The organism is Aeromonas sp. 84A (assembly GCF_051919345.1).
Taxonomy (GTDB): domain Bacteria; phylum Pseudomonadota; class Gammaproteobacteria; order Enterobacterales; family Aeromonadaceae; genus Aeromonas; species Aeromonas veronii.
The window spans coordinates 4,530,001-4,551,870 of the sequence record NZ_JBQBEW010000001.1 but is presented as its reverse complement, the minus strand read 5'-3'; the positions used below and the strand labels follow the sequence as shown (position 1 = coordinate 4,551,870).

At 59.9% G+C, this 21,870-nt stretch carries 20 protein-coding genes and 6 tRNA genes (1 of these 26 only partly in view); 17 read left to right on the top strand and 9 right to left on the bottom strand.

All coding sequences use genetic code 11. The features are described from left to right. The first annotated feature begins 81 nt into the window (after positions 1–81). The 12 genes from pncC to ACTG20_RS20640 all read left to right on the top strand — a co-directional run bounded on the left by pncC (position 82) and on the right by ACTG20_RS20640 (position 7,616). A complete protein-coding gene (pncC, locus tag ACTG20_RS20695) occupies positions 82–573 on the top strand; it encodes a nicotinamide-nucleotide amidase (protein WP_088868355.1) in 492 nt (163 codons plus the stop codon). An 80-nt stretch (positions 574–653) separates the two neighbouring features. Continuing rightward, positions 654–1,718, top strand: coding sequence for a recombinase RecA (recA, locus tag ACTG20_RS20690; protein WP_005348744.1), 1,065 nt, complete (start codon positions 654–656; stop codon positions 1,716–1,718). 44 nt (positions 1,719–1,762) lie between these two features. After that, positions 1,763–2,272: a regulatory protein RecX gene (locus ACTG20_RS20685; protein ID WP_139742581.1), complete on the top strand. Its 510-nt coding sequence runs from the start codon at positions 1,763–1,765 to the stop codon at positions 2,270–2,272. 294 nt (positions 2,273–2,566) lie between these two features. Continuing rightward, a complete protein-coding gene (gene alaS, locus ACTG20_RS20680; RefSeq protein WP_005336056.1) occupies positions 2,567–5,191 on the top strand; it encodes an alanine--tRNA ligase in 2,625 nt (874 codons plus the stop codon). A 16-nt stretch (positions 5,192–5,207) separates the two neighbouring features. Further along, positions 5,208–6,446: an aspartate kinase gene (locus tag ACTG20_RS20675; protein WP_194494491.1), complete on the top strand. Its 1,239-nt coding sequence runs from the start codon at positions 5,208–5,210 to the stop codon at positions 6,444–6,446. A 103-nt stretch (positions 6,447–6,549) separates the two neighbouring features. Next, the gene (csrA, locus tag ACTG20_RS20670) at positions 6,550–6,738 is read left to right on the top strand and encodes a carbon storage regulator CsrA (protein ID WP_005336053.1); all 189 of its coding nucleotides are present in this window, start codon (positions 6,550–6,552) and stop codon (positions 6,736–6,738) included. 213 nt (positions 6,739–6,951) lie between these two features. Next, a tRNA-Ser gene (locus ACTG20_RS20665) sits at positions 6,952–7,044 on the top strand. Positions 7,045–7,047: 3 nt separating this feature from the next. Then, positions 7,048–7,124 (top strand) — tRNA-Arg (locus ACTG20_RS20660). Between the two features lie 100 nt (positions 7,125–7,224). Further along, positions 7,225–7,301 (top strand) — tRNA-Arg (locus tag ACTG20_RS20655). Positions 7,302–7,329: 28 nt separating this feature from the next. Further along, positions 7,330–7,406, top strand: a tRNA-Arg gene (locus tag ACTG20_RS20650). A 28-nt stretch (positions 7,407–7,434) separates the two neighbouring features. Continuing rightward, positions 7,435–7,511 (top strand) — tRNA-Arg (locus tag ACTG20_RS20645). Between the two features lie 28 nt (positions 7,512–7,539). Next, a tRNA-Arg gene (locus tag ACTG20_RS20640) sits at positions 7,540–7,616 on the top strand. Between the two features lie 343 nt (positions 7,617–7,959). On the opposite strand, the gene pbpG is transcribed toward ACTG20_RS20640, so the two are convergent. From pbpG to ACTG20_RS20605, 7 genes are all read right to left on the bottom strand, one after another. Then, positions 7,960–8,787, bottom strand: coding sequence for a D-alanyl-D-alanine endopeptidase (gene pbpG, locus ACTG20_RS20635; RefSeq protein ID WP_194494490.1), 828 nt, complete (start codon positions 8,785–8,787; stop codon positions 7,960–7,962). A 159-nt stretch (positions 8,788–8,946) separates the two neighbouring features. Then, positions 8,947–9,612, bottom strand: a complete 666-nt coding sequence (locus ACTG20_RS20630; protein ID WP_194494489.1) for a DedA family protein — start codon at positions 9,610–9,612, stop codon at positions 8,947–8,949. 18 nt (positions 9,613–9,630) lie between these two features. After that, positions 9,631–10,923, bottom strand: a complete 1,293-nt coding sequence (locus tag ACTG20_RS20625) for a hemolysin family protein (protein ID WP_194494488.1) — start codon at positions 10,921–10,923, stop codon at positions 9,631–9,633. Continuing rightward, entirely contained in the window at positions 10,886–11,149 is a 264-nt protein-coding gene (locus ACTG20_RS20620) for a hypothetical protein (protein WP_194494487.1), read from the bottom strand. Before ACTG20_RS20620 ends, ACTG20_RS20625 begins: the two co-directional genes overlap by 38 nt. A gap of 17 nt (positions 11,150–11,166) precedes the next feature. Further along, entirely contained in the window at positions 11,167–12,225 is a 1,059-nt protein-coding gene (gene ansB, locus ACTG20_RS20615) for an L-asparaginase 2 (protein WP_194494486.1), read from the bottom strand. A gap of 130 nt (positions 12,226–12,355) precedes the next feature. Further along, entirely contained in the window at positions 12,356–12,550 is a 195-nt protein-coding gene (locus tag ACTG20_RS20610; RefSeq protein ID WP_005357810.1) for a heavy-metal-associated domain-containing protein, read from the bottom strand. Between the two features lie 164 nt (positions 12,551–12,714). Next, entirely contained in the window at positions 12,715–13,665 is a 951-nt protein-coding gene (locus ACTG20_RS20605; RefSeq protein WP_194494485.1) for an AEC family transporter, read from the bottom strand. A gap of 137 nt (positions 13,666–13,802) precedes the next feature. Between ACTG20_RS20605 and treR the strand changes: the two genes are divergently transcribed. From treR to ACTG20_RS20580, 5 genes are all read left to right on the top strand, one after another. Then, entirely contained in the window at positions 13,803–14,750 is a 948-nt protein-coding gene (treR, locus tag ACTG20_RS20600; RefSeq protein ID WP_194494484.1) for a trehalose operon repressor TreR, read from the top strand. Between the two features lie 192 nt (positions 14,751–14,942). Next, entirely contained in the window at positions 14,943–16,373 is a 1,431-nt protein-coding gene (treB, locus tag ACTG20_RS20595) for a PTS trehalose transporter subunit IIBC (RefSeq protein ID WP_058059860.1), read from the top strand. A gap of 66 nt (positions 16,374–16,439) precedes the next feature. After that, a complete protein-coding gene (gene treC, locus ACTG20_RS20590) occupies positions 16,440–18,101 on the top strand; it encodes an alpha,alpha-phosphotrehalase (RefSeq protein WP_439987377.1) in 1,662 nt (553 codons plus the stop codon). A gap of 3 nt (positions 18,102–18,104) precedes the next feature. Next, entirely contained in the window at positions 18,105–18,704 is a 600-nt protein-coding gene (locus tag ACTG20_RS20585; protein WP_194494482.1) for a sugar O-acetyltransferase, read from the top strand. A 120-nt stretch (positions 18,705–18,824) separates the two neighbouring features. Further along, a complete protein-coding gene (locus ACTG20_RS20580) occupies positions 18,825–19,013 on the top strand; it encodes a hypothetical protein (protein ID WP_005336040.1) in 189 nt (62 codons plus the stop codon). A 72-nt stretch (positions 19,014–19,085) separates the two neighbouring features. Here ACTG20_RS20580 and rluA read toward each other — a convergent pair whose 3' ends face one another. Together rluA and rapA are read right to left on the bottom strand one after the other, a co-directional pair. Next, entirely contained in the window at positions 19,086–19,742 is a 657-nt protein-coding gene (gene rluA / locus ACTG20_RS20575) for a bifunctional tRNA pseudouridine(32) synthase/23S rRNA pseudouridine(746) synthase RluA (protein ID WP_194494481.1), read from the bottom strand. A 115-nt stretch (positions 19,743–19,857) separates the two neighbouring features. After that, positions 19,858–21,870: the 3' portion of an RNA polymerase-associated protein RapA gene (gene rapA / locus ACTG20_RS20570; RefSeq protein ID WP_194494480.1), read on the bottom strand. It continues 855 nt past the right edge of the window; the window shows 2,013 of its 2,868 coding nt (coding positions 856–2,868); its start codon lies beyond the right edge, outside the window — the gene reads right to left on this strand; its stop codon occupies positions 19,858–19,860.

Sequence of the window (21,870 nt, the reverse complement as noted above, 5' to 3'; positions counted from 1 at the left end):
GCAAGGGCGGTCAGCCGTGGTTGCGGGCGGCGCTAGCGGGATCGCATAATGTGCCTCTTGAGCGGATCAGAAGGAGTCGTGATGAAACTGGATGCAGAGATAGAGCACCTTGCCATCGAGCTGGGGCGGGCCCTCGGTCAGCGGGGCTGGCTGGCGACGACCGCCGAATCCTGCACCGGCGGCGGGGTGGCCAGCGCCATCACCGACATCGCGGGCAGCTCCGGCTGGTTCGATCGCGGATTTGTCACCTACACCAACGAGGCCAAGCAGCAGATGTTGGGGGTGAGCAGCGAGAGCCTTGAACAGCACGGTGCAGTGAGCGAAGCTGTGGTGCTGGAGATGGCCCGCGGCGCGCTGGCCCACTCGTCTGCCTCCATCAGCGTTGCTATCAGTGGCATTGCCGGCCCCGGCGGCGCCACCGAAGGCAAGCCGGTCGGCACCGTCTGGTTTGCCTGGGCCGACCGCAATGGCCGTCACCACTCCCTGCTCGCCCGCTTCGACGGGGATCGCCGGCAGGTGCGCCAGCAGGCGGTGAGACAGGCCTTGTCGGGTCTGTTGGCCCTGCTCAGATAAATTGGGCTTGATACTGTATGAATAGACAGTATACTTAGCCCAACTTCACTTCTTACTCACGATTTCCAGCGGAGATTGGCATGGATCAGAACAAACAGAAGGCACTGGCGGCTGCGCTGGGTCAGATTGAAAAGCAGTTCGGCAAAGGTTCCATCATGCGTCTGGGCGACAGCAAGACCATGGATATCGAAGCCATCTCTACCGGTTCCCTCTCGCTGGACGTGGCGCTGGGGATCGGCGGTCTGCCGTGTGGCCGTATCGTCGAAATCTACGGCCCGGAATCTTCCGGTAAAACTACCCTCACCCTGCAGGTGATCGCCGAAGCCCAGAAGAAGGGCAAAACCTGTGCCTTCGTCGATGCGGAACACGCCCTCGACCCTATCTATGCTGCCAAGCTGGGCGTCAACGTCGACGACCTGCTCATCTCTCAGCCGGATACCGGTGAACAGGCGCTGGAGATCTGCGACATGTTGGTTCGCTCCAACGCGGTTGACGTCATCATCGTCGACTCCGTGGCAGCCCTGACCCCGAAAGCGGAAATCGAAGGGGAGATGGGTGACTCCCACGTTGGTCTGCAGGCCCGTCTGATGTCCCAGGCACTGCGCAAGCTGACCGCCAACATCAAGAACGCCAACTGCCTGTGCATCTTCATCAACCAGATCCGGATGAAGATCGGCGTCATGTTCGGTAGCCCGGAGACCACCACTGGTGGTAACGCGCTCAAGTTCTACGCCTCCGTGCGTCTGGATATCCGTCGTATCGGCGCCATCAAGGAAGGCGACGAAGTGGTCGGTAACGAGACCCGCGTCAAAGTGGTCAAGAACAAGGTGGCCCCGCCCTTCAAGCAGGCTGAATTCCAGATCTTCTACGGCGCCGGTATCTCCAAAGAGGGCGAGCTGGTGGATCTCGGTGTCAAGCACAAGCTGATCGACAAGGCCGGTGCCTGGTACAGCTACAACGGCGAGAAGATCGGTCAGGGCAAGGCCAACGTGATGAAGCTGTTCGCCGAGAACAAGGTGATGGCTGGCGAAGTGGAAGCTCGCCTGCGCGAGCTGCTGCTCTCCGGTGCCGTGCCAGTCGATGACAAGGCAGCACCGGTTGAGGCAGACGAGTTCGATGCCGAAAGCGAACAAGAGTTCGAATAAGGAACAAAGGAAGGCCGGGTAGATACCCGGCCTTGTTATTTATGATGGTTGATGAATCCGTTACCGAACCGGTCGAGCCTGCCGAACCGACCTTTGCAGAGCAGCTTACCGCTGCCCGCGCCTTTGCCATGCGCAGTCTGGCCCGCCGCGAGAGTGCCGAGTCGGAGCTGGCCAACCGGCTGCGCCAGCAGGGTTTCAATGAAGAGGTGATCGAGGCGGTGGTCGACTACTGCCGCGGTTACAACTGGGTCAATGACGAACGTTACGGTGGTATGGCTGTACGGGCCGGTGCCGCCAAGGGCCATGGCCCCATCAAGATCCGCTTCGATCTGCGCCGCAAGGGGCTCGACGATATGCAGATTGATGCCGCATTCGATCAGCCGGAGCTGGACTGGTTCGAACTGGCGTTTGCCCTGCTCGAACGGCGCGCCCGGGTGGCCGATCTGGCGGATTTCAAGCTGCGGATGAAGTGGCTCAAGTATCTGCTGGGGCGCGGCTTTACCCAGGATCAGGCCCGTTATGCCATCTCTGCCCTGCAGGAGCGGGAAGAGTAACGCCACTGCGTGGCAAACGTCGTTTCACCTCTCCTTGCGGCAGGTTTTTCCTTCCCGTTCAGTAGCTTGCGCGCACAATCCCGAAAAAGCGGCCTTTTGTTTATATCATCCCTCTTTATGCGCTGCTTTTTGCCTCTCGACAGTGAAAAAAGCCACTGTGGGCTGCGGCGCTCTTATCTGGCCCGTTTATGTGCGCTTTTTCGCCCGTGGCGGCCCTGTCCGTTTTACTTTACCCCGCAGAAAACTTACATTAATGCGGTTAAAAGTCCGTATTCGAATCAAGCAGGATTTTCCATGTATATGTCCACGTCAGAGATTCGCGCTGCGTTTCTCGAGTATTTCCGTTCCCAGGGGCACCAGGTTGTCTCCTCCAGCTCGCTGGTACCGCATAACGACCCGACCCTGTTGTTTACCAACGCGGGTATGAACCAGTTCAAGGACGTGTTCCTTGGCGCAGACAAGCGTGCCTACAATCGCGCGACGACTTCCCAGCGTTGCGTGCGTGCCGGTGGTAAGCACAACGATCTGGAAAACGTCGGCTATACCGCTCGTCACCACACCTTCTTCGAAATGCTGGGCAACTTCAGCTTCGGCGACTACTTCAAACAGGATGCCATCAAGTTTGCATGGGGCTTCCTGACCGAGGTGCTGCAGTTGCCGAAAGATCGCCTGCTGGTGACCGTCTACGCGACTGACGATGAAGCTTTCGATATCTGGGAAAAAGAGGTCGGTGTCCCGGCCGATCGCATCGTCCGCATCGGTGACAACAAGGGTGCCCCTTACGCTTCCGACAACTTCTGGGCCATGGGCGATACCGGCCCGTGCGGTCCCTGCACCGAGATCTTCTATGATCACGGCGATCACATCTGGGGCGGTCGTCCCGGCTCACCGGAAGAGGATGGTGACCGTTTCATCGAGATCTGGAACGTGGTCTTCATGCAGTTCAACCGTCAGGCTGACGGCACCATGGAGCCGCTGCCACGTCCGTCCGTAGATACCGGCATGGGTCTGGAGCGTATCTCCGCCATCATGCAGGGTGTCCATTCCAACTACGAAATCGACATCTTCCAGGCGCTGATCAAGAAAGCGGCCGAGATTGTCGGCACCACCGATCTGAGCAACCAGTCCCTGCGCGTCATCGCTGACCACATCCGCTCCTGCGCCTTCCTGGTGGCAGATGGCGTGATGCCCTCCAACGAAGGTCGTGGCTATGTGCTGCGTCGCATCATCCGCCGCGCCGTGCGTCACGGTCGCAAGCTGGGCGCGACCGATGTCTTCTTCTACAAACTGGCTGCCGAGCTGGCAGTGCAGATGAAGGATGTCGCTGCCGAGCTGATCGCCCAGCTGCCGCTGGTCGAGCGCGTGCTGCGCATCGAAGAGGAGCAGTTCGTCCGCACCCTGGATCGCGGTCTGCTGCTGCTGGAAGACGCTCTGGCCAACCTGGGTGATGCCAAGGTTATTCCGGGCGAAGTGGTGTTCAAGCTCTACGACACTTACGGCTTCCCGGCCGACCTGACTGCCGACGTGGTGCGCGAGCGCGAGATCGGCATCGACGAAGAGGGCTTCAAGGCCGAGATGGAAAAGCAGCGTGCTCGCGCCAAAGAGGCCTCTAGCTTCGGTGTGAACTACAACGAGATGCTCAAGCTCGACTTCGAGACCCCCTTCACTGGTTACAAGACCCTGACCGAGCGTACCCGCGTGGTCGGTATCTACAAGGGTGTAGAAGAGGTGAGCGGTCTTATCGCCGGTGACGAAGCGGTCATCGTGCTGGAAGAGACTCCCTTCTACGCCGAGTCCGGCGGCCAGATCGGCGACAGCGGTACCCTGAAAGTGGATGACGGTATCTTTGCCGTGACCGACACCCTGAAAGCGGGCAAGGCGATCATCCACAAGGGTTACATGGAGTTGGGAACTCTGGAGAAAGGGGCCGAGGTCGAGGCCGTGGTGGATGCTGACCGTCGTCAGGCCATCGCCCTGAACCACTCCGTGACTCACCTGCTGCACGCTGCCCTGCGTCAGGCACTGGGCGAGCATGTCACCCAGAAAGGTTCTCTGGTTGGGGCCGAGCGCATGCGCTTTGACTTCTCCCACTTCGAGGGGCTGACCATGGCGACCATTCGCCGGGTCGAGGAGCTGGTAAACAACCAGATCCGCGCCAACCATGAAATCACCACCCAGCTGATGGATCTGGAAGCGGCCAAGTCCGCCGGCGCCATGGCGCTGTTTGGTGAAAAATATGAAGACGACGTGCGTGTCGTGCGCATGGGCGACTACTCCACCGAGCTGTGCGGCGGTACTCACGCCAAGCGCACCGGTGATATCGGCTTCTTCAAGATCATCGCCGAGAGCGGCATCGCAGCTGGCGTGCGCCGTATCGAAGCGGTGACCGGCAAAGCGGCCATCGACTTCATGCATCAGGTTGGCGAGCAGATCGAAGAGGCTGCCGCTCTGGTGAAAGGTGACCAGTTCTGCATCGCCGACAAGGTTCGCCAGATGCTGGACAAGGCCAAGATGATGGAGCGCGAGCTGGAGCAGCTTAAGGCCAAGCTGGCCGCTCAGGCCGGTAACGACCTGCTAGGCCAGGTAATCGAGATCAACGGTCAGAAGGTGCTGGTTGCAGCGCTGGAAGGGGCCGATCCGAAATCCCTGCGCGGCATGCTGGACGAGCTGAAGAACCAGATGAAGTCCGGTGTCGTGCTGCTGGCCACCTGTGCCGATGGCAAGGTCAACCTGATCGCGGGTGTCACCAACGACCTGACCGGCAAGGTCAAGGCCGGTGAGCTGGTCAATCTGGTTGCCCAGCAGGTGGGTGGCAAGGGCGGTGGCCGTCCGGACATGGCACAGGCGGGTGGTACCCAGCCTGAGGCGGTGCCGGCAGCGCTGCAATCCGTTCACTCCTGGCTGGAAGAGCGCCTGTAATCGGGCGAGGTGATCTGTGGCACTCTATGTACAGAAGTACGGCGGCACCTCGGTCGGCACACTGGAGCGGATCGAGGCGGTAGCTGAGCGGGTAGAGCAGACCCGCGCCCAGGGACACGACGTGGTGGTGGTTGTCTCCGCCATGTCGGGCGAAACCAACCGGTTGCTGGGCATGGCCCAGCAACTGGATCCTGATGCCAACCGGCGGGAGATGGATGTACTGGTCTCCACCGGTGAGCAGGTCACCATAGCGCTGCTGGCGATCGCGTTGAACAAACGCGGTTGTCCTGCGGTCTCAATGACCGGTGATCAGGTACGGATTCACACCGATTCCGCCTATGGCAAGGCGCGCATCACCCACATCGACACCGAGCTGGTTCATTCCGAACTGGCTGCGGGCAAGGTGGTGGTGATCGCCGGTTTCCAGGGCCGTGACGAGCATAACGCCATCACGACGCTGGGCCGCGGCGGTTCGGATACCACGGCGGTTGCCGTGGCGGCGGCCATCAAGGCCGATGAGTGCCAGATCTTTACCGATGTGGATGGGGTATACACCACGGATCCGCGCATCGAACCCAAGGCGCGTCGTCTCGACACCATCACCTTCGAGGAGATGCTGGAGATGGCCAGTCTTGGCGCCAAGGTGCTGCAGATCCGCTCGGTGGAGTTTGCGGGCAAGTACCGCGTCCCGCTGCGGGTGCTGTCGAGCTTTATCGATGGAGAGGGAACCTTAATCACATATGGAGGTGATAGGATGGAAGCTCCCCTGGTATCCGGGATCGCTTTTAACCGCAACGAGGCCAGCCTGACCATTCTGGGCGTGCCGGACAGACCGACCGTTGCCGCGCAGATCCTGAATCCGATCAGCGACGCCAACATTGATGTCGACATGATTGTGCAGAACACCCTGGGAGATGGCACAGCCGACTTCACCTTCACGGTGAATCGTGACGACTATCGCCGCGCCCGGGCACTGCTGGAGGAGACCGCCACCGAACTTGGCGCCTCCTGCGTGCAGGGAAATGGCGAGATTGCCAAGGTCTCCATTGTCGGTGTCGGCATGTGGAACCATCCCGGTGTTGCGCGCACCATGTTCAAGGTATTGGGCGAGGAGGGGATCAACATGCAGTTGATCTCGACCTCTGAAATCAAAATCTCTGTGGTGATTGACGAGAAGTATCTGGAACTGGCGGTGCGAGCCCTGCACGCGGCTTTCGGGTTGGATCAGGCACCGCAAGAGCAGCCCTTGGGCTAACAATCTCTGATTGATTTAGTTTCAACCATTTACCATATCGGTATCTTTGTTAGATAATGTCGCATATCGATATAAAAACAAAACAGGATACAGGAGCAAGCGAATGCTTATTTTGACTCGTCGTGTTGGGGAAACCCTGATGATTGGTGATGAAGTGACTGTCACCGTACTGGGCGTTAAAGGCAACCAGGTCCGTATCGGTGTTAACGCGCCGAAAGAGGTCTCCGTACACCGCGAAGAGATCTACCAGCGCATCCAGGCCGAGAAAGTTCCGGGCCAACCGGGCTTCTAAGCCACTTTCATGGCTGTGACAAGGCGACACCTCATGTGTCGCCTTTTGTTTTTCCGGCCCCCTAAAATCGCCCTGCAGGGCGCGAAACTGCGGGATAAGTGCCGATATTGTTTGAATATTCCACGCTTTGACCAAATGCTGAGCGAACGCACTTTTTTCTCCAAAAAAGTGTTTGACTAAAAATCCCTGTGAAGTATTATCAGCCCCGCAAACGGAGAGGTGGCCGAGAGGCTGAAGGCGCTCCCCTGCTAAGGGAGTATGCGGCTTATACCCGCATCGGGGGTTCGAATCCCCCCTTCTCCGCCATTTGCGCCCGTAGCTCAGCTGGATAGAGTACCTGGCTACGAACCAGGTGGTCAGAGGTTCGAATCCTCTCGGGCGCACCATATTACGACTCAAGCAAGAGTCATGTGTTGACCATCAGCAAGTCGACACTTTGGAAAAGGCTTACTGATAAGTAAGCTTTTTTTATCGTTTTAAAACAGGGCGCCCGTAGCTCAGCTGGATAGAGTACCTGGCTACGAACCAGGTGGTCAGAGGTTCGAATCCTCTCGGGCGCACCATATTTCAAGCAGTACCAAAAGTTTGTGAGCGCCCGTAGCTCAGCTGGATAGAGTACCTGGCTACGAACCAGGTGGTCAGAGGTTCGAATCCTCTCGGGCGCACCATATTTCAAGCAGTACCAAAAGTTTATGAGCGCCCGTAGCTCAGCTGGATAGAGTACCTGGCTACGAACCAGGTGGTCAGAGGTTCGAATCCTCTCGGGCGCACCATATTTCAAGCAGTACCAAAAGTTTATGAGCGCCCGTAGCTCAGCTGGATAGAGTACCTGGCTACGAACCAGGTGGTCAGAGGTTCGAATCCTCTCGGGCGCACCATACAGACAGCCTCGACTTCGGTCGGGGCTGTTTTTTTATGGGCGATATTTAACTTTTTGGTGCGGATCCCCGTGCGCTGTTGCGGGTGGATCGCCCGTTTACCTGGCTGTTCTTGTCCTTATTTCTTCCCCTTTCTGTGATTGCGCACAGTTCTTCTGATCGTTGCCCCGCCTCACCACCCTTTGCCTCATCTATAGGCGCCTTGTATGCCTGCTGTTGTAACGGCAGATGCCGCGCAGCCATCACTAAGGGTTCGCTCATCAACATCCTGCAAGGCCTGCAGAGGCGTTCTGCAGGCAATAAAAAAGGATGCCGCAGCATCCTTTTGTGTCGAGATATTTACTCAGCTTTTCAGCCATTTGCGAATGCGGTTGGCATCGCCTATAGGGGTGCGTTTGCCCACCGAGTTGAGCAGCACGATGGCAAGCTCGCGGCTGTCCGGTTTGGCGCGCATTACCAGACAGCGCCCCGCTTCGTCAGTGAAGCCGGTCTTGGAGAGGCGTACGTCCCAATCCGGGTTTTTCACCAGCGGGTTGGTGTTGTTGAACATCAGGCTGTAGGCGGGGGCGCTGAAGCGCATCTCCCGGTTCTCATCCTGAGTGAACTGACGGATCAGCGGCTGACGATAGGCGGCGGCGGCCAGCTTGCCGAGATCCTGGGCGGTGGAGACGTTGCGGGTGGAGAGGCCGGTGGAGTCGTAGAAGTGGGTATTTCGCATACCCAGCTGTCTGGCCTTGTTGTTCATGGCCCGCACGAAGGCGCTGCGACCGCCCGGATAGTGACGCGCCAGTGCCGAGGCCATCCGGTTTTCGGAGGACATCAGCGCCAGATGCAGGGCGTCGCGGCGGGTCACCTTGGTGCCCATGCGGATGCGGGAGTGAGTGTGTTTGACCCGATCCAGATCGTTCTTGTCGACCGTAATGGTCTGGTTGAGATTCTGCTTGGCATCCAGCACCACCAGCGCTGTCATCAGCTTGGTGAGAGAGGCGATGGGACGCACCTTGGTGGCATTCTTCTGGTAGAGCGTCTTGCCCGTTTTTACATCCACGACCAGGGCGCTGCTCGAGCGTACTTCCAGTTTGGCTGGGTTGGGTGCCGCGTTGACCGCAGGCAATCCCAGCATTCCCATCAACCCGACAACCAGCGCTGCTGCGCGAATCCGACACCACATACAACCGACTCCGTTCCCATCCAAAAAAAGGCGCTAGATTCACTCATTTTTACCCCGGCTTTACAAGGGCCGAGCGGGACTATTTCTGCTATTTGCGCGAAATTGGCGATCAAAAAAGCCCTCTGGCGAGGGCTTTCGGGTCGGGCGTTGGGCGAGGGGTCAATCCCGCGGCTGCGAAGCCCTGCGTTTGCTGATCCAGCGCCAGACCAGCGCCACCATGCCACCCAGCAGCAGGGCCACCGGCAGATAGATGATGATATTGAAGAACTGGGTCTGGTATTCGGCGGCCAGCTTGGTGTGGCTCAGGTAGTAACCAAACCCGACCAGCGGGCAGATCCACATGATGGAGCTGATCAGATTGACGATGAGAAAGCGCCCCTGGGGCAGCTCGGTGGCACCGACGATGTAGGGGTAGGCGGTGCGCACGAAGGCGATATAGCGCGCGGTGATCAGGGTGATGATCCCGTACTTGTCCAGCAGGTGGTAGACCTTCTGCTGGTGTCGCTCTTCCACGTGGGACATCAGCCGATGGTAGAGCTGGGTGTGGCCAAGGAAGCGCCCCTGCATGTAACCGAGCCAGGTGCCGACAAAGGTAGCCATGATCAACAGCGGGATCACCCCGAGAGACAATACATCCTGATAGATGAGCACGCCGGTGAGGATCAGCAGGCTGTCACCGGGCAGAAAGGCGGTAGGGATGAATCCGTTTTCCAGTACCAGAAACGTCAGAATCACACCACAGATCATGAAGGCCATCTTGGGATCGGAAAGTGTGTTCAGATCGTGATTCATAAAGGCGTGAGCCAGTTGGTAAAACTGCTCCATACTTGCAAACTCCACAGGTTAGCTGGGTTGATCGGTCAAGGGCATGGCGAGCACCTTGTCGATGCGCAGGCCATCCATGTCAACAATTTCCAGTTGCCACTGTTCCAGTGTCACCAGGTCTCCGGTTTGTGGAACACGACCAAGGAGCAGCATGATAAGCCCTCCGAGGGTGTGATAGTGATGTTTTTCTTCTTCTGGCAGACGAACCAACTCCAGACAGTCCTTCAACTCCGGCAGCGGGATCAGGCCATCGAGCAGCCAGCTGCCGTCGGCGCGCCGGAAGGCCCAGTTGTCCTCGCCATCCTCCTGCTGGAAATCCCCCGCCAGCGCCTCCAGCAGATCCTGCTGGGTGACCAGTCCCTGCAACTCGCCATATTCGTCCACCACCAGCGCCATCTGTTCGCTGTGGGTGCGGAAGTGGTTGAGCAGCTCAACGCCGTTGAGGGTCTCGGGCAGCAGGCTGCCCTCCTGGGTCAGGGCAGCCAGATCGATGGGCTCCCCCTTGATATAGGCGTGCAGCACCTTGCTGACATTGATGATACCCACCAATTCTGACAGGTTGCCGTCGCAGACCGGAAAATAGCTGTGGCGATACTCCACCAGTCGCTGCAGGTTGGTCTCCAGCGGCAGTGCCAGATCCAGATAGCGGATATCGCTGCGCGGCACCATCAGGGAGGAGAGGCTGCGCTCGTCGAGACGGAAGACGTTGCGCAGCATGGTGTGTTCATGATCCTCGATCACTCCGGCTTCCGATCCTTCCACCAGCATGGCGTGGATCTCCTCCTCGGTGACGTTGGCGCTGCCGTTCTGGTTGACCCGCAGCAGCCGCAGGCTGGCATTGGTGGAGGCCGACAGCAGCCAGACGAAGGGGCGGGTCAGGGTGGCGAGCCAGTGCATGGGGCGGGCCACCAGACAGGCGATGCGCTCGGCATTGAGCTGGCCGAGCCGCTTGGGCACCAGCTCCCCCACCACGATGGAGAGGTAAGTAACCACCACCACCACGGTGATGGTGGCGATCAGGCCACTGCTCTTGGCCGGGAGTCCCCACTCCTGCAACCAGAGGGAGAAGGGCTGGGCCAGCAGGGATTCGCCGTAGATACCGTTGAGCAGACCTATGCTGGTAATGCCGATTTGGACGGCAGAGAGAAAATGGGTCGGGTCTTCGCCCAGTTTGAGGGCAATGGCGGCGGAGCGGTTGCCTTCAGAGGCAAGCTTGCCGAGGCGAGCCTTGCGTGCGGTGACGATGGCGATTTCTGACATGGCGAAGACGCCATTAAGCAAAATCAATCCCAGCAGGATCAATATTTCCATACAGCAACAGCACTCCTTGAGTGGATAAGATCGCTGGCAGTGTAATGAATTTGGCGGCGATGCGCTTGTGAAAGCGGGTGATCCGGCTCGCTAATTTGATGACCGCGCTCTGGGATGGCTGAAAAAGATGGCCGGAAAAGGGAAGGATGACCACGCCAAACGGCGTAATGGGCGAGGCAGCATTGCAGGAGGGAAAAGGGCGGGAAGTCCCGCCCTTGCTTGTCATGGTTCAGACAACCGTTATCAGAACTGTTGGAACCAGCGCTGGATCTGGGCCGGATCCTTGCTCTGGGTCAGGGAGAGCATCAGCAGCACCCGCGCTTTCTGCGGGTTGAGAGTGCCGGAGGCCACGAAGCCGTACTTGGCATCATCGATCTCGGCATCCAGGGTGGTGGCGCCGGTCGGTACGCGGGCGGAGCGCACGACACGGATACCGTCCTTGCTCGCCTTGGCCAGGGTATCGAACAGGGTGTGGTAGAGGTTGCCGTTGCCCACCCCGGCGCTGACGATGCCGTCGAACTTGGCATCCACCATCGCCTTGGCCGGCAAGTCGGTGGCGTTGGCGTAGCTGTAGACGATGCCCACTTGCGGCAGCTTGTCGAGCTTGCTCACGTCAAACGGCGTCTTGCTGGTGTGCAGACGGGCCGGGCTGCGCTGATAGTCGATCTTGCCGTTGTGGATGTAACCCAGCGGGCCAAAGTTGGGGGAGGCAAAGGTCTGCACGCCTGTGGTGTTGGTCTTGGTGACGTCGCGGGCATCGAGCACGGTGTCGTTCATCGCCACCATGACGCCACGTCCCTTGGAGGTGGGGTCGGAGGCGGTCACCACGGCGTTGTAGAGGTTGAGCGGGCCATCAGCACTCATGGCGGTGGAGGGGCGCATGGCGCCAACCAGTACCACCGGCTTGTCGCTCTTGACGGTCAGATTGAGGAAGTAGGCGGTCTCTTCCATTGTGTCGGTGCCGTGGGTGATGACAATGCCATCCACATCATCCTTGGCCAGCAGCTCGTTGACCCGTTTGGCCAGCTTGAGCCACACCTCGTCGTTCATGTCTTGGGAGCCGATCTTCACCACCTGCTCACCCTGCACATCGGCCACGTTCTTCATCTCGGGCACGGCGGCGATCAGGGTTTCGATGGCCACCTTGCCAGCCTCGTAGTTGGACTGGGTAGCGGACTGGCCAGCTCCGGCAATGGTGCCGCCGGTTGCCAGAATATGGACGTTGGGCAGGGCCATTGCCATGGGGGAGAGGGTCAGGCCGACGACGGCGGCGAGCAGGGTCTTGCGGATCGGTAGGGTCATGCTGCAAATCCTTGTGGTTGGAATAATCGCAGCAAGTTTGCCCGTTTAATAACCCGGGTCTGTGATAAAACTCACCAAAAGACAGGTGAGTACAGATTTTTAACCTGTTTTATACCTCTATGGAGATAATTTAACTCGCAGAGAAACCCTTGGCTTCGATCAGGGCGATCAGCTCGGCCTTGCTCAGCTCGCTCTCAATGACGGCCTTGCTGCTGGCGAAATCGACGGTTGCGGTGGTGACCGCAGGCTGGGCCAGCAGCGCTTTTTGCAGACTGGCGGCGCAGCCACCACAGGACATGCCGGACACTGTGAGTTCGATGGTCATGGGATATCTCCTCTGTTGATGAGCGCCAGCCTAAAGCTGCCGCCTCCGGCAAGGTCAAGCCGTCAGTACATAAGACCCAGATAGTTCATCAGGATGGCTCCCTGCCGGTGTATGGGAGCCAAGGTTCGTGGTGGCGATGAGGTTGGCAGTTTTCTCGGGCAGGGTCAGTACATAAGACCGAGATAATTCATCAGAGTTGCCCCGAGGCTGGTAGTGACCAGCGAACCGAGGGTGGTGGTGGCGATGATGTTTGCGGCCAGCACGCTGTCGCCCCCCATGGCACGGGTCATCACATAGCTGGCGGCGGCAGTCGGGGTAGCGCTGATGAGAAACAGAATGCCCAGCTCCAGATGGCTGAAGCCGAGCAGGGTCGCCCCCAGAGTGAACGCAGCCGGAATGAGACAGAGCCGCATGATGCTGGCCCAGCCCGCAATGGCTGCACCACCACGCAGGGCATCGAGGCTGAGAGAGGCGCCGGTGCAGAGCAGCGCCAGCGGCAACGTCATGTTGGCGAAGTAGCTGCCGGTGGTGAGCAGCAGTTGCGGCATCTTGATACCGAGCAGGGTAAAGGGCAGCGCCGCCACAATGGCGATGATCAACGGATTCTTGATGATGCCGAGCAGAATGGGGCGAATGCCGGTGGCACCGCCGAGACTGCGGGTGAGGGTGATCACCGCGAGAATGTTGTAGAGCACGGTCACCGCGCCGACATAGAAGGCCGCCGCCCCCAACCCCTCGTGGCCGTAGGCGTTCTGCACATAGGCGAGCCCGATAATGGCGCTGTTGCCGCGAAAGCTCCCCTGCACGAAGATGCCGCGCAGCCGCTGCTCCTCGATAAAACGTCCGGCCAGCAGCTCCAGCACCAGATAGCTGATAACGGTGGCGAGCAGGCCATAGCCGATAAACCAGAGGCTCGGCATGGTGGCGAAGTTGGTACCCAGAATACTGAGAAAGAGCAGAGCGGGCAGGGTGACCTGAAACACCAGTCGCGAGGCGGATTCGGTAAAGGGATCCGGCAGCAGCCCCAACCGCTTGAGCAAGATGCCGAGCAGCAGCACCACGCAGATGGGGCCTGTGATGGAGAGGGAGAAGAGCAGACTGGCCAGCAGATCCATGATGGGCATCCTGTGCTGTGCCCACACACCCTGACGGCGGGGCAAAAAGGGCATTCTAACGCCATGGGCTTGTATTCACAGGGGTTAATCACAACAATGTGGGCAATTCCACCGCCTAGCCTCCTGTGAGCCAATTCATGGACAAGAAACTGACCATCCTCGATATCGCCAGACTGAGTGGCGTCGGCAAGTCGACCGTCTCCCGGGTGCTCAATCAGGATCCCAAGGTGAAGCAGGAGACCCGCGAGCGGGTGGAGCAGATCATCGCCGAGCACGGCTTTGTGCCGAGCAAATCGGCGCGGGCCATGCGCAGCCAGAGCCAGCAGGTGGTGGGGATCATCGTCTCGCGGCTCGACTCCAGCTCGGAGAATCAGGCGGTGCGCGGCATGCTGGAGACCCTCTACCAGCGCGGCTATGATGCTGTGCTGATGGAGAGCAAGTTCTCCCCCGCCAAGGTACAGGAGCATCTGGCGGTGCTGGAGCGGCGCGGAGTGGATGGCATCATCCTGTTCGCCTTCAATGACTTGGACTATGCCGCCATGACGCCGCTGAAAGAGAAGCTGGTGCTGGTCGCTCGTGAATATCCCGGTTTCTCCTCGGTCTGCTTTGACGACGTCGGTGCGGTGCGCACCATGCTGGCGCAACTGGCAAGCCGTGGCGCCCGCGACATCGCCTATCTGGGGGTGGATGCCTCGGATCTCACCACCGGCCAGCGCCGCCTCGACGCCTATCTCGCTTACTGCGCAGAGCAAGGGTTGCGCCCGCGCAGCGCCCTCGGTGATCTCAGCCTGCAGAGCGGCTATCGGCTGGCGGCCGAGCTGCTGACCCCCTCCACCCAGGCGTTGGTCTGCGCCAGCGACACCCTCGCCATCGGTGCGGCAAAATATCTGCAAGAACAAGGGCGTAGCGAGGTGCTGGTGACCGGCCTTGGCAACAACCCCATGCTCAGTTTCCTCTTCCCCAACGCCCTCAGTCTCGATTTGGGTTACAAGGGGGCGGGGGAGCAGGCGGCGCGTCAGCTGCTCGGCCAGATTGAGCAGGAGAAACCCCCGCAGGTGACAATCGCCCCCTGTCGAACCCTGTGAGCCCCATCACTTCCGACTGAACAAAAAGTGCGCTTTTTGTGACGCTCGCCACGAATTGGGAACGTTCCCATTTCGATCTGGCAAGATTGTCGGCATGCTAAATGGGAACGATACCAAAAACGCTCCGGCCGACAGACTGGCTCAAAAGGGCGATACAGACCACTATTCAATGGCGTCACAGAGGGAAGACCCATGTCCAAGATCAACGCACAGCAGCTTGCCACCCTGATCGACAAGATCGGCGGCAAGGAGAACATCGCCACTGTCAGCCACTGCCTGACCCGGTTGCGCTTCGTCCTGAACGATCCGGCCAAGGCCGACAGCAAGGCCATCGAAACCATCCCGGCGGTGAAGGGAAGCTTCACCCAGGGCGGTCAGTTCCAGGTGGTGATCGGCAACGAGGTAGAGCAGTGGTACAAGGCGCTGACCGAGCAGCTCGGCGTCAGCGGTGGCAGCAAGGAGACCGCCAAGCAGGCGGCTCGCCAGAACATGAACCCGCTGGAGCGGGGCATCTCCCATCTGGCGGAGATCTTCGTACCGTTGCTGCCTGCCATCATCACCGGCGGTCTGATCCTGGGCTTTCGCAACGTCATCGGCGACATCAAGATGTTTGACGATGGCACTCACACCCTCACCGAGATCAGCCAGTTCTGGGCTCAGGTACACGCCTTCCTTTGGCTGCTGGGCGAGGCGATTTTCCACTTCCTGCCGGTAGGTGTCTGCTGGTCTGCAGTTAAGAAGATGGGCGGCTCCGAGATCTTGGGTATCGTGCTCGGTATCACGCTGGTGTCGCCGCAGTTGATGAACGCCTACGGCATCGGTCAGCAGACCCCGGAGGTGTGGGACTTCGGCCTGTTCGTGATCCAGAAGGTGGGTTATCAGGCCCAGGTCATTCCGGCGCTGCTGGCGGGTGTCTTCCTCGCCTGGGTTGAGACCAACCTCAAGCGGATCATTCCGGCTTACCTCTATCTGGTGATTGTGCCGTTTGTCTCGCTGCTGCTGGCAGTGATCGTGGCCCACGCCTTTATCGGCCCGTTCGGTCGCTGGATTGGTGATGGCGTCGGTTTCGCGGCCAAGGCTGCCATGACCGGCTCCTTCGCTCCCATCGGTGCTGCCCTGTTCGGTTTCCTCTACGCGCCGCTGGTCATTACCGGTATCCACCACACCACCAACGCGGTGGATCTGCAGTTGATGCAGAGCATGGGTGGCACCCCGATTTGGCCGCTGATCGCCCTCTCCAACATCGCCCAGGCGTCTGCGGTCGTCGGCATCATTCTGATTAGCCGCAAGGAGAACGAGCGGGAGATCTCGGTACCTGCCGCCATTTCCGCCTACCTCGGGGTGACCGAACCGGCCATGTACGGTATCAACCTCAAGTACAAGTTCCCCATGTTGTGCGCCATGGTGGGGTCCAGCCTTGCCGCCCTCATCTGCGGTTTCGCCGGGGTGATGGCCAACGGCATCGGGGTAGGCGGCCTGCCGGGCATCCTCTCCATCCAGCCGCAATACTGGGCGGTGTTCGCCATCGCCATGCTGGTCGCCATCGTGGTGCCGGTGGTGCTGACCTTGCTGGTCTACAAGCGCCAGCAAGCCGCTGGCAAGTTGGCCCAAGCCAGCGCCTGACACTGATTATCAGGGCGACCCGCGGGTCGCCCTCTCCATTTCATATTCGAGACAAGAGAAAGACCCATGAGCCAAACACCCTGGTGGCAGAGTGCCGTGATTTACCAGATTTACCCCAAGAGCTTTCAGGATTCCGCTGCCCGTGGCACCGGCGATCTCAAGGGGATCATGGCCCGCCTCGACTATCTCAAGACCTTGGGCGTCGATGCCCTCTGGCTGACCCCGGTTTATGTTTCTCCGCAGGTGGACAACGGCTACGACATCGCCGACTACCTTGCCATCGACCCCGCCTACGGCACCATGGCAGATTTCGAGGCGCTGCTGGCCGCCGCCCACGCGCGCGATATCCGCATTGTGATGGATATCGTGGTCAACCACACCTCCACCGAGCACGCCTGGTTCAAGTCGGCACTGGGGAACAATAACAGCCCCTACCGCGACTACTACATCTGGCGCGATCCGGTGGATGGCGGCGTGCCCAACAACTGGCAATCCAAGTTTGGTGGCAGTGCATGGGAGCTGGATGCAGCCACCGGCCAGTACTACCTGCACCTGTTTGCCCGTGAGCAGGCGGATCTCAACTGGGAAAATCCGGCGGTGCGCGCCGAGGTCAAAAACATCATCCACTTCTGGGCCAAGAAGGGGGTGGACGGTTTCCGCCTCGACGTCATCAACCTTATCTCCAAGGAGCAGGCGTTCCCGAACGACGAGATTGGCGATGGCCGCCGTTTCTATACCGATGGGCCGCGCATCCACGAATTTTTGCAGGACGTGAGCCGCGACGTGTTTGCTCCTGTCGGCGCCATGACGGTGGGGGAGATGTCCTCTACTTCGCTGGAGCACTGCCAGCGCTATGGCGCCCTCGATGGCTCCGAGCTCTCCATGGTGTTCAACTTCCACCATCTGAAGGTGGATTACCCCAACGGCGACAAGTGGACCAAGGCGCCGTTCGATTTCCTCGAACTCAAGCGCATCTTCAACCACTGGCAGAGCGGCATGCATGGCAAGGGGTGGTCGGCGCTGTTCTGGTGCAACCACGATCAGCCGCGCATCGTCTCCCGTTTCGGCGATGAGGGCGAGCATAGAGTTGTAGCCGCCAAGATGCTGGCCAGCACGCTGCACGGCCTGCAAGGCACCCCTTACATCTATCAGGGGGAGGAGATCGGCATGACAAACCCCGGCTATCAGCGCATCGATGACTATCAGGATGTGGAGAGCCGCAATATCTTCGCCATCAAGCAGGCGGAAGGGATGAGCGAGGCCGAGATCCTCGCGATTCTGGGTGCCAAGTCCCGTGACAACTCGCGTACCCCGATGCAGTGGAGCGCTGCGGCCAATGCAGGTTTCACCAGCGGGACGCCCTGGCTCAAGCCTGCCGCCAACTATCCCGAGATCAACGCCGAGGCGGCGCTGGCCGACCAGAACTCGGTGTTCTGGCACTATCGGGATCTCATCGCCCTTCGCAAGGCGCACTCCATCTTCACCCAGGGGGATTATCAGGAGCTGCTGACGGGGCACCCGCAGATCTGGGCCTATGCCCGCCGTGCCAACGGTCAGACCCTGCTGGTGGTGAGCAACTTCTACGGCGAGCCGGTGGAGTTTGCCTTGCCTGCCGAGCTGCAAAGCGGGCAAGGTCGGCTGCTGCTCGGCAACTACCCCGATAGCCCGGCCCAACCGCAATCGGGTATGTTGCGCCCTTATGAATCCCTGATCTGGCTGATGGAGTAGGCGATGACGAAAGTGGTGCGCGGTGCCGAGTGGCAGAAGATGGTGGCGGGGGAGCCTTATGACGCGGGCGATCCCGAGCTCAAAGCGGCACGTGAGCGCTGCCGAAGGCTCTATCACACCTTCAACACCAGCTGGCAGGAGAAACCGGCGCGGGATGCTTTGTTGCACGACCTGCTCGGTGGCCGCGGCCAGGAGTGTGCCATCAATCCGCCATTCTTCTGCGACTATGGTGCCAACATCTTCGTCGGCGAGAACTTCTACGCCAACGTAGGCTGCACCATCCTCGACGTCTGCGAGGTGCATATCGGCGACAACGTGCTGCTGGCGCCCGGGGTGCAGATCTACACCGCCGCTCACCCGGTGGCGGTGGTGCCACGTATCAAGGGTGTCGAGTTCGGCAAGCCGGTGCGGATCGGTCACAACGTCTGGATTGGCGGCAGCGTCGTCATCTGCCCCGGCGTCACCATCGGTGACAACAGCGTCATCGGTGCCGGTTCGGTGGTGACCAAAGATGTGCCCGCCAACGTGGTGGCGGCTGGCAACCCTTGCAAGGTGCTTCGGCCGATGACGGCACAGGAGCTGGAAGGCGTCATCCAGCGGTGAATAGGGGCCATGAATGCTATTGCTATCTGATTGATAGCAAAGCGACTTTCAGATTGTTTTGCATTCAGTGCTTATGTTCGGGGCCGCTTGGTCGATACTGTTGAGTGCAGGAGGAACCCTATGGATATATCAAGTTCTGCAAATGCGTCGTTTGGTTCTGCTCTGATGACGGCCAGTCTGGCCAAGAAACAGCAGACCCAAGAGGGCGAAGCTGCGCTGAAGCTGCTGCAAAACGCAGCGCAATCAGCGCCGGTTGCACCGACATCGGCCAGCGCTTCTTTGGGAAGCAAGATCGATATTCGCGTCTGACCCTAATGAAAAAGCCCCCATCTCGCGATGGGGGCTTTTTTATCTCTGCAATTTGGCGCGAGCCTCTTCCGCTCAGAGCGGGAAGGGGGCTGGCGCCTCGAAGGTTATCCGCTCGCCGCTACGGGGGTGACTGATGGTCAGCATGGCAGCATGCAGGTAGAGATGGGGTGCCGCCGCCAGCGCATCCGGATGAGCATAGAGGTTGTCACCCAGGATCGGATGCCCCAGCTCCAGCATATGGACGCGCAACTGGTGTGAGCGACCTGTGATGGGGGTCAGCTTGATCAGGCTGTTGCCGTTCTCCACTTTCAGTTTTTCCCACAGGGTCAGAGCGTGACGCCCCTCCTCGTGATCCACCTTCTGTTTCGGGCGGTTGGGCCAGTCGACGCAGAGCGGCAGGTCAACCTGTCCCGACTCTGCTTCCGGCTCACCCCACACCCAGGCGAGGTAGTGCTTCTCGGTCTCCCGCTCGCGAAATTGTCGGCTCAGCTCCCGATGAGAGTTGGGATTGAGGGGAATGACAATGACGCCAGTGGTGGACATGTCGAGGCGATGAGCTGCCGCCGCCTTGGGGTGCTGCTGTTTTACCCGATGCAGGACGCTGTCTTCATTCTCGGGGCCGCGCCCGGGGACGCTTAGCAGGCCAGTGGGCTTGTTGACCACCATGATGTCCTTGTCCTTGAACAGGATATCGAGCCAGGGTTCCAGAGGCGGTGAGTATTCAAACATAAATGTCTCGCATCAGAAGGTGGGGGCAAGCCCCCATCAGTTATGGGTAACCACGACAAAGCGGCCTTGGGTATCCAGTTTGAGCTGGGTCTGGCCGCTGTCGGTCGGTACCTTGTCAGTTATGGGTGACCACGATAAAGCGGATGGCATCCAGCTTGAGTTGGGTCTGATCGATCAGGTGGTGCAATTCTGCCTGCAGATTGCGCAGATAATCCAGTTCGCTGTCGCGCACGTTCGGGTTGACTGCCTTGAGCGCTTCCAGACGATCCAGATCCTGCTGCAGGGTCTGCGCCATCTGGGCGCGGGCCTTGTCGACAATCCCGGCTTTCAGCTCTTCGGCAATGGCTTGCCCCTTGCCAATCAGACCGTGGATCACCGGCTGGGATGCTGTCACGAGCTTGCTGCCGAGGTGGCGATTGACTGGCGTCAGCTGGCGGTTGAAGGCATCGAACGCCACTTTCTCACCCAGATTCTGGCCGTTCTTGTCCATCAGCAGACGGATCGGCGTCGGCGGCATGAAGCGGTAGAGCTGGGGATGGGCCGCAGACTCGGCAACGAAGATCAGCTCAAGCAGGATGGAGCCGATGGGCAGCGCCTTGTTCTTGAGCAGTGCGACCGAGGTGGCACCGATCTCGGAGCCCAGGATCAGGTCGATACCGCCGCGCATCATGGGGTGATCCCAGGAGAGCAGCGCCATGTCATCCCGCGACAGGGCTGTGTTGCGATCGAAGGTGATGGTCATGCCGTCTTGCGGCAGGCCCGGGAAGCTGGAGACCAGCATGTGATCCCCGGGGGTCAGCACCAGCGCGTTCTCGCCACGGTCATCCTGATTGACGCCGATCTCGTCGAACATCTTGAGAGCAAAGGAGATCATGCCGGTGTCGTCATCTTCGGCGGCCAGCTTGTCGACCAGCTGCTGGGCGGCGGCGCCACCGCTGGAGTGGATCTCCAGCAGGCGATCGCGACCCTGCTCCAGTCGGGCCTTGAGCGGCTCGTGCAGTTCGCGGGTCTTTACCAGCAGGGCCTCGAGGGCTGCCTGATCGCCGGTGTTGGCGGCCAGCAGTTCGAATAGCTCCTCACGTACCGCTTCGAATACCGGGCGAGCTGTCGGGCAGGTCTGCTCGAACGCGTCCAGACCATCGTGATACCAGAGCTGCAGGGCGCGCTGGGCAGTCCCTTCCAGGTAGGGAACGTGGATCTCGACGGTATTCTGCTGACCGATACGATCCAGTCGGCCGATACGTTGCTCCAGCAGGTCCGGGTTGAGGGGCAGATCGAACAGCACCAGATGGCTGGCAAACTGGAAGTTGCGCCCTTCTGAGCCGATCTCGGAGCAGAGCAGCACCTGGGCGCCACCCTCTTGCTGGGCGAAATAGGCGGAGGCCTTGTCCCGCTCAAGGATCGACATCCCTTCGTGGAACACGGCACCACGGATCCCTTCACGGGTACGCAGCGCCTCTTCCAGCGCGATGGCGGTCGCTGCTTCGGAGCAGATCACCAGCACCTTCTGCTGACGGGCAGAGAGCAGCAGCTCCAGCAACCATTCAACGCGTGGGTCGAACTGGGTCCAGGTGGCGTTGTCGCCTTCGAACTGCTGGAAGATCTTCTCGGGATAGAGGTAGCGCAGGGCGCGGGTCTGCAGCTCGCCACCGTTGCCACCCATCATGCCCATCACCTTGATGGCAGTCTTGTACTGCTCCGGCAGCGGCATGGGGTAGACGTTGAGGTGACGCTCGGGGAAGCCCTGAATATTGGCGCGGCTGTTGCGGAACAGCACCCGGCCGGTGCCATGCTGGTCCAGCAGCTTGGCGACCGCCTGCTGGCGGGCGGCGGCATCGCTCAAGTCCAACCCTTCCAGCTGGCTGGCGAGGGTCTGTCTGGCTTCATCGCTCAGGGTCTCGCCATCCAGCAGCTCTTGCGCTGCGCTGGCGACCTGACCATAGGCCTGCTCCTCGGCGAGGAAGGCCTCGTAGTCGTAGAAACGCTCGGGATCGAGCAGGCGCAGACGGGCAAAGTGGCTCTGGTGTCCCAGCTGATCCGGGGTCGCAGTCAGCAGCAGCACGCCCGGCACCTGTTCGGCCAGCGCTTCCACCATCTCATAGGCCCGGCTCGGCGCCTCTTCACTCCA